Genomic DNA, 13,132 nt, shown 5'->3' with positions numbered 1-13,132 from the left:
ATCAGGCGGCCAGCGCGAGGCCGGCGGCCTTGCCGCTGGCCCATGCCCACTGGAAGTTGTAGCCGCCCAGCCAGCCGGTGACATCCACCACTTCGCCGATGAAGTACAGGCCCGGCACGCGCCTGGACATCATCGTGGCCGAGGACAGGCCATCCGTGTCCACCCCGCCCAGCGTCACTTCGGCGGTGCGATAACCCTCGGTGCCGCTGGCAACCAACGGCCATGACGACAGCAGGGCGGCCATCTCGCGAAGCTCAGGCGCGTTGTACTGCCGCATCGGCTTGCTGGTCAGCCAGTGCTCGCACAGGCGCTGGGCAAAGCGCTTGGGCAACACCTCGGCAAGCAGGGTCTTGAGTTCGGCATCGCGCCGGTCTTGTTGCCAGTCACCGAGCCGGGCGGCGAGGTCGATGCCGGGCAGCAGGTCCAGGCACAGGTCGTCGCCGGGCTGCCAGTACGAACTCATTTGCAGGATCGCCGGGCCGCTGATGCCGCGATGGGTGATCAGCATGAAATTGCGGAACGTGGCGCCGTTGCAGCGCGCCTCCACCGTCAGCGCCACGCCGGCCAGATCGTGCAGGCGTTCGGCGTGCTTGCCGCTGAGCGTAAGCGGCACCAGCCCGGCGCGGGTGGGAAGGACGGCATGGTCGAACTGGCGCGCCAGCTGATGGCCGAAGCCGCTGGCGCCCATGCTGGGGATCGAGAGCCCGCCGCTGGCCACCACCAGGGCTGCGGCGCTGAATGTGCCCTGCGTGGTGTGCAGACGGAAGTTGCCGTCGTCGGCGTGCGCCACCTGCTCAATGCTGCAATGGGTGCGGATTTCGACGCTGGCGGCGTCGCACTCCGCCAACAGCATTGCCACGATCTGCTTCGAGGATTCATCGCAGAACAGCTGGCCCAGTTCCTTCTCGTGCCAGGCGATGCCGTGGCGATCCACCAGTTCGATGAACTGCCATGGGGTATAGCGGGCCAGCGCCGATTTGCAGAAATGCGGATTGGCCGACAGGTAATTGGCAGACGTCGTGCCGGTATTGGTGAAGTTGCAGCGGCCACCACCGGACATCAGGATTTTCTTGCCAACCTTGTTGGCATGGTCCAGCACCAGCACGCGCAGCCCGCGGCGCCCGGCAGTCATCGCGCACATCAGGCCGGCGGCGCCGGCGCCGATCACGATGGCGTCGTAACCTTGTGCGGTGTTCACGGGATCAACCCGAGGCGATTAGTGCCAATCGCCTCGGGACATGCGGGCATGTGCGGGGGCTCAGCGCGGACCGCGCGGCTTGAATCCACCGGGCTTGGGCGCGCCCGCCTTGAATCCGCCAGGCTTGCGCGGACCACCGGGGCCGGGACGATCGCCGCGCGGCGGGCCGAAGTTGCGCTTGCGCGCCGGCGCGTTGATGTCGGCTTCATCGGCGATGCGCATCCGCAGCGGCTTGCTGGCCACGCGCACGCCCTGCAAGTGCGCCAACAACTCCGGCGGCATGCCTTCCGGCAGATCGACCAGGGTGAAGTCGTCGCGGATGTCGATGCGGCCGATGAAGCGCGCCTCGAGATCCGCTTCATTGGCAATCGCGCCGACGATGTTGCCGGGCAGTACGCCGTGCTGGTGGCCGACCTCGATGCGATACGTCTGCATGCCGCCCTCGGGGCCGTGTTCACGCGGGGCGCGCTCGCTGCGTTCGCGCTGCGGGCGTTCCGGGCGTTCGCCGTGATCGCGAACCGGGCGCGCGTCGCGCGGCTCGAATGCGCGCTCCTGCTTGATCGGCTGCGGCAGCAGCAGCGGCGTCTTGCCCTGTACCAGCTTGGCCAGCGCCGCGGCGATCTCCACCGCCGGCACGTTCTTTTCACGCTCGTAGCGTTCCACCAGGTCGCGGAACACGGACAGGTCTTCGTGGGCCAGGGCGCCTTCGATCTTGCCGAGGAATTTGGCCACGCGATTCTCGTTGACCGCATCCACGCTGGGCAGGTTCATCTGCTCGATCTTCTGCCGGGTGGCGCGTTCGATCGCGCCCAGCATGCCGCGCTCGCGCGGCGCCACGAACAGGATCGCCTCGCCCTTGCGGCCGGCGCGGCCGGTGCGGCCGATGCGGTGCACGTAGCTTTCGGTGTCGTAGGGAATGTCGTAGTTCAGCACGTGGCTGATTCGGTCCACGTCCAGCCCGCGCGCGGCCACGTCGGTGGCGACCAGGATGTCGAGCTGCCCGTCCTTCAGGCGCTGGATGGTGCGTTCACGCATCTTCTGGTCAACGTCGCCATTGATGGCGGCGGCGGAGAATCCGCGCGCTGCAAGCTTCTCGGCCAGCTCGTCGGTGCCCAGCTTGGTGCGGGCGAACACGATCATCGCGTCGAACGGCTCGGCTTCCAGGATGCGCGTCAACGCATCGAGCTTGTTGATGCCGCTGACCATCCAGAAGCGCTGGCGGATATTGTCGGCGGTCGAGGTCTGCGATTTGATCGAAATCTCGACCGGGTCCTTCAGGTAGGTCTGGGCGATGCGCTTGATCTGCGACGGCATCGTCGCCGAGAACAGCGCAACCTGGCGGGATTCCGGTGTCTTCTTGAGCACGGCTTCGACATCGTCGATGAAGCCCATGCGCAGCATTTCGTCCGCTTCGTCCAGGATCAGGCAGCGCAGCGCCGACAGATCCAGCGAGCCGCGGTCGAGATGATCGATGACCCGGCCCGGGGTGCCCACCACCACGTGCACGCCGCGCTTCAATGCGCTCAACTGCGGCTGGTAGCTCTGGCCACCGTAGATCGGCAACACGTGGAAGCCGGGGATGTGCGTGGCATATTTCTGGAACGCCTCGGCGACCTGGATCGCCAGTTCGCGGGTCGGTGCCAGCACCAGCACCTGCGGCTTGTTGGCAGCGGCATTCAGCTGCGCCAGCGCGGGCAGCGCAAACGCGGCGGTCTTGCCGGTACCGGTCTGGGCCTGGCCGATCAGGTCGCGCCCTGCCAGCAGCGGCGGGATGGTGGCGGCCTGGATGGGGCTGGGTGATTCGTAGCCAACGTCGCGCAGTGCAGCCAGCAGGCTCTGCGGCAGGCCAAGGTCGGAAAATGGAACGGGGGCAGTGTCGGCGCTCATGGTGTCTTTGGGCGAAGTCGCCGAAGAAAGAGGGCATACAGTGTACGCGTCGCGTGTGCAACCAGCATTCGATCCACGCCCCGTGGTGCGGGCCGATACAGGAACGTGCAATTCGATCCGGGTATTTCCGACATGGCGATGATGCCGGCGATGCAGCAATGCGAGTGATTCTCGGCAACGTGCAATCCGGGTGAAATCCGTGCGCGATTCGCGCCAATCCGTGCATCACAGGTCTGGTCGCGGTCATGCATCGCCGGTTAGAATGCGCGGCTATAGCGAGCGGCCATCGTGGCCAGCACGCCAACGAACAACATGAAGAGGCGAGCGTGCTGGCCGAATATCTGCCCACCCTGCTGTTTTTGATCGTTGCCACCGGGATCGGCATCGCGCTGATCGTCATCGGCAACGTGCTTGGCCCGAAGCGGCCGTCCAGCGAAAAGCTGTCGCCGTACGAGTGCGGCTTCGAAGCGTTCGAGAACGCGCGCATGCCGTTCGACGTGCGCTACTACCTGGTCGCGATCCTGTTCATCGTGTTCGACCTTGAAATCGCCTTCGTCTTCCCGTGGGCCGTGGTGTTCCGCGAGCTCGGGGTGTTTGGCCTGATCGAAATGGGGGTGTTCCTGACCCTGTTGGTGATCGGCTTCGTGTACGTGTGGAAGCGCGGCGCGCTGGAGTGGGAATGAGCAACATCGTCCGCAATGTATTGGAAGCTGCCAGCAACCCGCTGCCCGAAGGGCGGCTGGACGACATCCTGCGCCCGGAAGGCGACAACCCGCTGCTGCAGAATGGCTATGTGACCACCAGCCTGGATGCGCTGTGGAACTGGGCGCGCACCGGCTCGATGTGGCCGATGACCTTCGGTCTGGCCTGCTGTGCGGTGGAAATGATGCACGCCGGCGCGGCGCGTCTCGATCTGGATCGCTACGGCGTGGTGTTCCGCCCGTCGCCACGCCAGTCCGACGTGATGATCGTGGCCGGCACCCTGGTCAACAAGATGGCCCCGGCGCTGCGCAAGGTCTACGACCAGATGCCCGACCCCAAGTGGGTGATCTCGATGGGCAGCTGCGCCAACGGCGGCGGCTATTACCACTACTCTTATTCCGTGGTGCGCGGCTGTGATCGTGTGGTGCCGGTGGATGTCTACGTGCCGGGTTGCCCGCCGACCGCCGAAGCGCTGGTGTACGGCATCCTGCAGCTGCAGAAGAAGATCCGCCGCATGGAACAAAACCCGTTCTCGCAGACGCCGAAGCCGGAGGGCGCGCGCGCATGAGCACGAATCTGGCCCAGCAGCTGGTTGCGCGCTTCGGTGAAGCCGCGGTGCAGGTGGCGCAGCCGCGTGGCGAGGTTGCGCTTGACGTCGCGGCATCCGATTGGCTCTCCGCCTGCAAGGCATTGCGCGACGACTGCGGCTTCGACACCTTCATCGACCTTTGCGGCATCGATTACCTCGGCTACGGCACCGACGAGTGGGATACCGTCGATGTGTCCGACGAGGGCTTCAGTCGCGGCGTGGAAGGGCAGGGGCCGGGGCGCTTCGGTTGGGGCGAGCTGCCCAGCCACCAGGTGCAGGAGCCGGCGTCTTCGGCATCCGACGTGCGCGCCAGCAAGCGCTTCGGCGTGGTGCTGCATCTGCTGTCGGTGGCCCGCAACGAGCGCGTTCGCGTGCGCTGTTTCGCGCCGGACGATGGCCTGCCGGTGGTGGCATCGGTGACCGGCATCTGGGCTGGAGCCAACTGGTTCGAACGCGAAGCATTCGACCTGTACGGCATCATTTTCGAAGGGCATCCGGACCTGCGCCGCATCCTGACCGACTACGGCTTCGTGGGCCATCCGTTCCGCAAGGACTTCCCGCTGGTCGGCAACGTGGAAGTGCGCTACGACGAGGAGAAGAAGCGCGTGGTGTATGAGCCGGTGACCAGCGTCGAACCGCGCGTGGGCGTGGCCCGCGTGATTCGCGACGATGCCCGTTTCGCCACGGCCGAGGCCGAACGCGAGAATCGCATCCTGCAGCGTGAGGTGCGTCGATGAGTGCGCACCTTCTTCCCGGCAGCGACACGTTCGCCAGCAATCCGGCGGAAGCGCAGCAGGAAATCCGCAATTACACGCTGAACTTCGGCCCGCAACATCCGGCCGCGCACGGCGTGCTGCGCCTGATCCTTGAAATGGACGGCGAAGTGGTGCGGCGTGCCGACCCGCACATCGGCCTGCTGCATCGCGGCACCGAAAAGCTGGCCGAGTCCAAGCCGTTCAACCAGTCGATCGGCTACATGGATCGCCTGGATTACGTGTCGATGATGTGCAACGAGCACGCCTACGTGCGCGCCATCGAGACGCTGATGGGGATCGACGTGCCCGAGCGGGCGCAGTGGATCCGTACCCTGTTCGACGAGATCACCCGCATCCTGAACCACCTGATGTGGGTCGGTTCGAACGGCCTCGACCTCGGCGCGATGGCCATCTTCCTGTATGCCTTCCGCGAGCGCGAGGAGCTGATGGACTGCTACGAGGCGGTCAGCGGCGCGCGCATGCACGCGGCCTACTACCGTCCGGGCGGCGTGTATCGCGACCTGCCGGACAAGATGCCCAAGTACAAGGAATCGCCTTGGCGCAAGGGGCAAAAGCTGAAGCGCTTCAACGATTGGCGCGAAGGCTCGCTGCTGGATTACCTGGAGCATTTCACCCAGGACTTCCCGAAGCGGATGGACGAGTACGAGACCCTGCTGACCGACAACCGCATCTGGAAGCAGCGCACCGTCGGAATCGGCGTGGTCACGCCCGAGCAGGCCAAGGCCTGGGGCATGAGCGGCCCGATGGTGCGCGGCTCCGGCATCGAGTGGGACCTGCGCAAGAAGCAGCCCTATGCCAAGTACGCCGAGGTCGATTTCGACATCCCGGTGGGCGTCAACGGCGACTGTTACGACCGCTACCTGGTGCGCATGGCGGAAATGCGCGAATCCAACCGCATCATCGCGCAGTGCGTGAAATGGCTGAAGGCCAACCCAGGCCCGGTGATGACCAACAATTACAAGGTGGCGCCGCCCTCGCGCGGGGAAATGAAGCACAGCATGGAAGCGCTGATCCATCACTTCAAGCTGTTCTCCGAAGGCTACTGCGTGCCAGCCGGCGAAACCTACGCGGCAGTGGAAGCACCCAAGGGCGAGTTCGGCTGCTACCTGGTGTCGGATGGCGCCAACAAACCCTTCCGCGTGCATCTGCGCGCACCGGGCTTTGCCCATCTGTCGTCGATGGACGAAATCACGAAGGGGCACATGTTGTCCGACGTGGTGGCGATGATCGGCACCTATGACATCGTGTTTGGTGAGGTTGATCGATGAGAGCGACCGGCAATTTCGAGGCGTGTCGCAACGTGGATCCGATGCTGGCTCTGTCGGACGCAACGCGCGCGCATATCGACCATTGGTTGACCAAGTTCCCGCCGGAGCGCAAGCGCTCGGCCGTGTTGCAGGGCCTGCACGCGGCGCAGGAACAGAATGGCGGCTGGCTGAGCGACGAGCTGATCGCTGCAGTGGCCAGGTATCTGGACCTGCCGCCGGTGTGGGCGTACGAGGTTGCCACGTTCTACTCGATGTTCGAACTGCAGGAAGTGGGCCGCAACAACGTCGCCTTCTGCACCAACATCAGCTGCTGGCTCAATGGCGCGCAGGATCTGGTGGCGCACGCAGAGCAGAAGCTGGGTTGCAAGCTTGGCGAGAGCAGTGCCGACGGCCGGGTTTACCTCAAGCGCGAGGAAGAATGCGTGGCCGCCTGCTGCGGCGCGCCGGTGGTCGTGATCAACGGGCATTACCACGAAAAGCTCACGCCGCAGAAGGTGGACGAGCTGCTGGACGGACTGAAGTAATGGGCGGACATTCGCACACTTCCGAAGGCTACGGCCCCGTCGGCCCCGCGCCGAAGGACCATCAGGCCGTCTACACCACGCTGCACTTCGACAAGCCGTGGTCGTACGAGAACTACCTCAAGACCGGTGGCTACCAGGCGCTGCGCAAGGTGCTGACCGAGAAAATCCCGCCGGCCGACATCATCGAGATGGTCAAGGCGTCCGGCCTGCGCGGGCGCGGCGGCGCGGGCTTCCCGACCGGGCTGAAGTGGAGCTTCATGCCCAAGCATGATGGCGAGAAGTACATCCTGTGCAACTCGGACGAGTCCGAGCCGGGCACCTGCAAGGATCGCGACATCCTGCGCTACAACCCGCACGCGGTGCTGGAAGGCCTGGCCATCGCCTGCTACGCCACCAACACCAAGGTGGCCTACAACTACATGCGCGGCGAGTTCCACCACGAGCCGTTCGAGCATATCGAGGAAGCCCTGGCCGAGGCCTACCGGCACGGCTGGCTGGGCAAGGACATCCTCGGCAGCGGCATCGACATCGACATCCACAACGCGCTGGGCGCGGGCGCCTACATCTGCGGCGAAGAGACCGCGCTGATGGAGTCGCTGGAAGGCAAGAAGGGCCAGCCGCGCTACAAGCCGCCGTTCCCGGCCAATTTCGGGCTGTACGGCAAGCCGACCACGATCAACAACACCGAGACCTATGCCTCGGTGCCTGCGATCGTGCGCAACGGCCCCGAATGGTTCATGGCGTTGGGCAAGCCGAACAACGGCGGTTGCAAGATTTTCTCGGTGTCGGGCCACGTCGCCAACCCCGGCAACCACGAGATTCGCCTGGGGACGCCGTTCTCGGAACTGCTGGAGTTGTGCGGTGGCATGCGCGCGGGCCATCGCATCAAGGCGGTGATCCCGGGTGGTTCATCGATGCCGGTGCTGCCGGGCGAGACCATGATGCAGCTGACCATGGATTACGACGCAATCCAGAAAGCCGGGTCGGGCCTGGGTTCGGGTGCGGTCATCGTCATGGACGAAACCACCTGCATGGTGCGCGCCTGCCAACGCATCAGCCGTTTCTACATGAACGAAAGCTGTGGCCAGTGCACGCCGTGCCGGGAAGGCACCGGCTGGATGTACCGGATGCTGACTCGCATCGCGCAGCTCGAAGCCAGCATGGATGACCTGAACATGCTGCGCGCCGCCGCCGGGCAGATCGAAGGCCACACCATCTGCGCCTTCGGTGAAGCGGCGGCCTGGCCGGTGCAGGGCTTCCTGCGCCATTACTGGCACGAATTCGAATACGCCATCGTGAACAAGCGCTTCTACGTCGACGACGAACGCGCCGGCACGCTGGTCAAGGCTGAGAAGGTGGTTGCGTGAGCGCACAACCCGTCAATCCGAACCTGCCGCCCGACCACGTCACCGTCTTCATCGACGGCGTCGAAATGGCCGCGCCAAAAGGCTCGATGATCATCCAGGCCGCCGACAAGGCCGGCATCCCGATCCCGCGCTTCTGCTACCACGAGAAGCTGCCGATCGCGGCCAATTGCCGCATGTGCCTGGTGGATACCGAAGTGGGCGGGCGCGGTGCGCCGAAGCCATCGCCGGCCTGCGCCACGCCGGTGATGGACGGCATGAAAGTCTTCACGCGCAACGACAAGGCGCTGAAAGCGCAGCGCAACGTGATGGAGTTCCTGCTGATCAACCACCCGCTGGACTGCCCGGTCTGCGACCAGGGCGGCGAGTGCGAGCTGCAGGACCTGTCGCTGGGCTATGGCCGCTCGGTCAACCGCTTCGTCGAGCGCAAGCGCGCGGTCGCGGATGAAGATCTCGGCCCTCTGGTGGCCAGCGAGATGACCCGCTGCATCCATTGCACGCGTTGCATCCGGGTGACCGCCGAGATCGCCGGCACCTACGAGCTGGGCGGCATGTACCGCGGCGAGAACCTGCAGATCGGCACCTACGACGGCAAGCCGCTGACCACCGAGCTGTCCGGCAACGTGATCGACGTGTGTCCGGTCGGCGCGCTGACCAACAAGGTATTCCGCTTCAAGGCGCGCCCGTGGGAGCTGATCGCGCGGCCGTCGCTGGGTTACCACGATGCGCTGGGCAGCAACCTGTTCCACCACGTGCGTCGCGGCGAACTGCTGCGCAGCGTGCCGCGCGACAACGAGGCGGTGAACGAGTGCTGGCTGTCCGACCGGGATCGCTATGCGCATGAAGGGTTGGCCGCCGATGACCGCGCGAGCGTGCCGCTGATCCGTGACGGCGACGCTGCCGTCAACGATGGCTGGCGCGAGGCCACGTGGGAAGAAGCGCTGGCACGTGCCGCGCAGATCCTCAAGGACAATGCCGGCGACGCGCTGGGCGTGCTGGTGCACCCGGCCACGTCGAATGAAGAAGGCGCGCTGCTGGCACGCCTGGCCGAGGGCCTGGGCAGCGGCAACATCGATCACCGCATCGGCCAGCTCGACCTCTCCGATGGCGCGCATGCCGAGGCGTTCGCGATGCCGGTGGCCGACATCGAGCAGGCCGATGCCATCGTCATCGTCGGTTCCAATTTGCGCCATGAAGTGCCGCTGCTGCACCAGCGCGTGCGCAAGGCGGTCAAGCGCGGTGCGCGGGTGCACGTGGTCAACCCGGTGGATTTCGACTTCACCTTCGCGATCGCCGGCAAGCACATCGTTCCACCGTCGCAGCTGGCGACTGCGCTTGCCAAGGTAGAGCTTGGCGATGCCGCCAGCGTGGCGGTGATTTTGGGCGGCGTGGCCGAAAATGGCCCGCATGCGGCAGCCATTCGCAGCGCAGCGGCGGTGTTCGCTGCCGGCAAGAACGCCAAACTGTGCCGCATTCCACAGGGCGCCAATGCACTGGGGCTCAGCCGGCTCGGCGTGCTGCCCGCGACGCGCGATGCGCTGGCCATGTTGCGCGAACCGCGCAAGGCATATGTGCTCTACGGGATCGAGCCGGGCCTGGATTTCGCCGATCAGCAGCTCGCGCTCAAGGCGCTGGGCGCGGCGCAGGTGGTGGCATTCAGCCAGTTTGCCTGCCAGTCCACCCGGCGCGTGGCCGATGTGATCCTGCCGATTGGCGCGCTGCCGGAAATCGAGGCGACGCTGACCAATCTTGACGGTTTCGAGCAGCAGGCAGCCAGCGCGGGCAAGATGCCCGGCCTGGCGCATTCCGGTTGGCGCGTGCTGCGCGCACTGGGCGGCGATTTCGCGCTGCCCGGTTTCGAGTTCACCGATCTGGCTGGCCTGCGCGCCAGTCTGGCACCGAAGGCGGTGCAGGTGGCAGCGGGCGGGGCGCTTGCGCCTGCGGCCGGCAGCGGTCTGGAAGTGGCGGCGTCGCAGGCGATTTATCGCGTCGATGCGGTGATTCGCCGCTGCACTGCGCTGCAGTCGCATCCGCTCAACGTCGGCCCGCATGCCTCGCTCAATCCGGCCGACGCCGCTGCCGCGGGTATCGGCGAAGGTGGAATGGTGAAGTGCGTGGCTGCCGCGGGAACCGCCACGTTGCAGGTCGTGATCGACGCCAGGGTTGCGCCGGGTAGCGTCTGGATCGAATCCGGCCATGGCGTCACTGCGCCGCTTGTGGCCGCAGGCAAGGTGGAGGTCGCGCGCGCATGAGCATCGCCATGAATCCGCTGATGCAATACGCCATCGATCCACTGCACGAGTTGTTGCTGTCATTCGGCACGCTCGGCATGTTGATCTGGATCGTGCTGAAGATCCTCGCCATCGCCGTGCCGGTGATCGTGACCGTTGCGTTCTACGTGGTCTGGGAGCGCAAGCTGATCGGCTGGATGCACGTCCGGCATGGGCCGATGTACGTCGGATGGGGAATCCTCCAGGCCTTCGCCGACGTGTTCAAACTGTTGTTCAAAGAAGTGATCCAGCCCGCCGTGGCGCATCCGGTGCTGTATCGGTTGGCGCCGATGTTGATGCTGGTGCCGGCGTTTGCGGCATGGGCGGTGGTGCCCTTCGACGCGCAGGTGGTGTTGTCCAACGCCAATGCCGGCCTGCTGTATCTGCTGGCAATGACCTCGCTGGGCATCTATGGCGTCATCATCGCCGGCTGGGCCTCGAACTCGAAGTACGCCTTCCTCGGCGCGATGCGCGCTTCCGCGCAGATGATCAGCTACGAGATCGCGATGGGGTTCTCGCTGGTCGGCGTGTTGATCGCGGCCGGCAGCTTGAACCTGTCCGAGATCGTGATGGCGCAGGCAGGCAGGGGCGGTTTCCTGAACTGGTTCTGGGTTCCGCTGGCGCCGCTGTTCGTGGTGTATTTCGTGTCCGGCGTGGCCGAAACCAACCGCGCGCCGTTCGACGTGGTGGAAGGCGAATCGGAAATCGTGGCCGGCCACATGGTGGAGTACTCCGGCTCGCAGTTCGCGCTGTTCTTCCTGGCCGAATACGCCAACATGATCCTGGTCAGCTTCCTGACGTCGATCTTTTTCCTTGGTGGTTGGCTCAGCCCGATCCAGGGGCTGGTTGACCTCGGCGATGTCCACTGGCTGGTGAACTGGATCTGGCAGGGGGGCTGGCCGTGGCTGCTGGCCAAGGTGTTCTTCTTCGCCACGTGCTTCATCTGGTTCCGCGCCGCGTTCCCGCGCTACCGCTATGACCAGATCATGCGGCTGGGCTGGAAGGTCTTCATTCCGATCACCATCGCCTGGATCTTCGTGACCGCGTTGCTGGTGCATTTCGGAGTGATTGGCAAGGCGATGGGAGCGGTGGCATGAGCAAGGTGGTGTCCTACTTCAAGAGCCTGCTGCTGTTGGAGTTGTTCGGTGGTCTGTGGCTGACCCTGAAGTACCTGTTCCGTCCCAAGTACACGCTGATGTACCCGATGGAAAAGACCCCGCAGTCGCCGCGTTTCCGAGGCGTGCATGCGCTGCGTCGCTACGCCAATGGCGAAGAGCGCTGCATCGCCTGCAAGCTGTGCGAGGCGGTGTGTCCGGCACTGGCGATCACCATCGAGGCGGCCCCGCGCGCCGATGACGGCAGCCGGCGCACCACGCGCTACGAGATCGACCTGTTCAAGTGCATTTTCTGCGGGTTCTGCGAAGAGTCGTGCCCGACCGACTCGATCGTGGAAACGCATATCCACGAATACCACTTCGACAAGCGCGGTCAGAACGTCCTGACCAAGCCGCAGCTGCTGGCCATCGGTGACCGCCTGGAGGCGGAGATCGCCGAGCGCCGTGCGGCCGACGCCCCATATCGCTGAGGCAAGACCACGCATGGACTTCGATTTCCCAACCCTTGCCTTCCTCGGCTTCGCGGCGGTTGCCGCGGCCGCGGCGTTGGCCACGATCAGCGCGCGCAACGCCGTGCACGCCGTGCTATGGCTGGTGCTGACCTTCTTCTCGGTCGCGTGCACGTGGATCATCGGTGGCGCCGAATTCCTCGGTGTTGCGCTGGTGGTGGTGTATGTCGGCGCGGTGATGGTGCTGTTCCTGTTCGTGGTGATGATGTTGGACATGGACAAGGCGCCCATCCGCGAAGGCTACGTGCGCTATCTGCCGGTGGGGCTGGTGGTGGCGCTGGTCATGCTGGCGCAAATGCTGACCCTGATCGGCGTGCGCAACGCCCTGCAATCGCCGCTGGCCGATGCGGCCACCGATGTGCCCAACACGCTGTGGCTGGCGCGTGCTCTGTTCACCGATTTCATGCTGCCGTTCGAAGTGGCGGCGGTGATCCTGACCGTGGCAGTGGTGGCGGCGGTGATGCTGACCCTGCGCCGGCGCCCGGGCGCGCGTCACCAGAACCCGTCCGAGCAGGTGCGCGCGCGCGCCGCTGATCGCGTGCGAATGGTGCGAATGCAGGCGGAACGACCGCTTGCAGCCACCCAGCCAGAGGAGGGCGGCCAATGAGCAACCTGTTGTCTGCCCTGACCTTGGGCCACTACCTGGCGCTGGGCGCGGTGCTGTTCTGCATCAGCGTCGCCGGCCTGTTCCTGAACCGCAAGAACGTGATCATGTTGTTGATCTCGCTGGAACTGATGCTGCTGTCGGTGAACATCAACTTCGTCGCGTTCTCGCGCTCGCTGGGTGACGCCGCCGGTCAGGTGTTCGTGTTCTTCATCCTCACCGTTGCCGCTGCTGAGGCCGCGATCGGCCTGGCGATCCTGGTGACCCTGTTCCGCAACCGCCGCAGCATCGACGTGGCGGACATCGACAGTTTGAAGGGCTGACCT

13 protein-coding genes are annotated in these 13,132 nt (G+C 65.2%); 11 read left to right on the top strand and 2 right to left on the bottom strand.

Going from position 1 to position 13,132, the window contains the following annotated elements; translation table 11 throughout:
• Window position 1 precedes the first annotated feature (1 nt).
• Complete coding sequence (locus tag LIW09_RS07565; protein ID WP_425507932.1) at window positions 2–1,141, bottom strand: BaiN/RdsA family NAD(P)/FAD-dependent oxidoreductase; 1,140 nt, start codon at window positions 1,139–1,141, stop codon at window positions 2–4.
• 117 nt (window positions 1,142–1,258) lie between these two features.
• Window positions 1,259–3,085, bottom strand: coding sequence for a DEAD/DEAH box helicase (locus LIW09_RS07560; protein WP_256645038.1), 1,827 nt, complete (start codon window positions 3,083–3,085; stop codon window positions 1,259–1,261).
• Window positions 3,086–3,411: 326 nt separating this feature from the next.
• Here LIW09_RS07560 and LIW09_RS07555 point away from each other — a divergent pair, with 326 nt between their 5' ends.
• Genes LIW09_RS07555 through nuoK form a run of 11 tightly spaced genes read left to right on the top strand, consistent with a single transcriptional unit; the run spans window position 3,412 to window position 13,129 of the window.
• Window positions 3,412–3,768 (top strand): NADH-quinone oxidoreductase subunit A, encoded by a 357-nt coding sequence (locus tag LIW09_RS07555; RefSeq protein ID WP_256647183.1) that lies wholly within the window; start codon window positions 3,412–3,414, stop codon window positions 3,766–3,768.
• Window positions 3,765–4,355 (top strand): NuoB/complex I 20 kDa subunit family protein, encoded by a 591-nt coding sequence (locus tag LIW09_RS07550; RefSeq protein ID WP_256645037.1) that lies wholly within the window; start codon window positions 3,765–3,767, stop codon window positions 4,353–4,355. Before LIW09_RS07555 ends, LIW09_RS07550 begins: the two co-directional genes overlap by 4 nt.
• On the top strand, window positions 4,352–5,113 hold the full coding sequence (locus tag LIW09_RS07545; RefSeq protein WP_256645036.1) for an NADH-quinone oxidoreductase subunit C: 762 nt from the start codon (window positions 4,352–4,354) through the stop codon (window positions 5,111–5,113). The genes LIW09_RS07550 and LIW09_RS07545 overlap by 4 nt, the downstream gene beginning before the upstream one ends.
• Complete coding sequence (locus tag LIW09_RS07540) at window positions 5,110–6,420, top strand: NADH-quinone oxidoreductase subunit D (RefSeq protein ID WP_256645035.1); 1,311 nt, start codon at window positions 5,110–5,112, stop codon at window positions 6,418–6,420. The genes LIW09_RS07545 and LIW09_RS07540 overlap by 4 nt, the downstream gene beginning before the upstream one ends.
• Complete coding sequence (gene nuoE / locus LIW09_RS07535) at window positions 6,417–6,944, top strand: NADH-quinone oxidoreductase subunit NuoE (RefSeq protein ID WP_256645034.1); 528 nt, start codon at window positions 6,417–6,419, stop codon at window positions 6,942–6,944. Before LIW09_RS07540 ends, nuoE begins: the two co-directional genes overlap by 4 nt.
• Entirely contained in the window at window positions 6,944–8,311 is a 1,368-nt protein-coding gene (gene nuoF / locus LIW09_RS07530; protein WP_256645033.1) for an NADH-quinone oxidoreductase subunit NuoF, read from the top strand. The genes nuoE and nuoF overlap by 1 nt, the downstream gene beginning before the upstream one ends.
• Window positions 8,308–10,560: an NADH-quinone oxidoreductase subunit NuoG gene (gene nuoG, locus LIW09_RS07525; protein ID WP_256645032.1), complete on the top strand. Its 2,253-nt coding sequence runs from the start codon at window positions 8,308–8,310 to the stop codon at window positions 10,558–10,560. The genes nuoF and nuoG overlap by 4 nt, the downstream gene beginning before the upstream one ends.
• Window positions 10,561–10,568: 8 nt before the next feature.
• The gene (gene nuoH, locus LIW09_RS07520) at window positions 10,569–11,675 is read left to right on the top strand and encodes an NADH-quinone oxidoreductase subunit NuoH (RefSeq protein ID WP_256647182.1); all 1,107 of its coding nucleotides are present in this window, start codon (window positions 10,569–10,571) and stop codon (window positions 11,673–11,675) included.
• Entirely contained in the window at window positions 11,672–12,163 is a 492-nt protein-coding gene (nuoI, locus tag LIW09_RS07515; protein ID WP_256645031.1) for an NADH-quinone oxidoreductase subunit NuoI, read from the top strand. Before nuoH ends, nuoI begins: the two co-directional genes overlap by 4 nt.
• Window positions 12,164–12,176: 13 nt before the next feature.
• The gene (locus LIW09_RS07510) at window positions 12,177–12,809 is read left to right on the top strand and encodes an NADH-quinone oxidoreductase subunit J (RefSeq protein WP_256645030.1); all 633 of its coding nucleotides are present in this window, start codon (window positions 12,177–12,179) and stop codon (window positions 12,807–12,809) included.
• Window positions 12,806–13,129 (top strand): NADH-quinone oxidoreductase subunit NuoK, encoded by a 324-nt coding sequence (gene nuoK, locus LIW09_RS07505; protein ID WP_256645029.1) that lies wholly within the window; start codon window positions 12,806–12,808, stop codon window positions 13,127–13,129. Before LIW09_RS07510 ends, nuoK begins: the two co-directional genes overlap by 4 nt.
• Window positions 13,130–13,132: the final 3 nt, after the last annotated feature.

The sequence above is a fragment of the Thermomonas paludicola genome (assembly GCF_024498955.1).
In the GTDB taxonomy this organism is placed as follows: domain Bacteria; phylum Pseudomonadota; class Gammaproteobacteria; order Xanthomonadales; family Xanthomonadaceae; genus Thermomonas; species Thermomonas paludicola.
The sequence above is the reverse complement of the archived record's forward strand: the minus strand, read 5'-3'. Positions and strand labels throughout refer to the sequence as shown.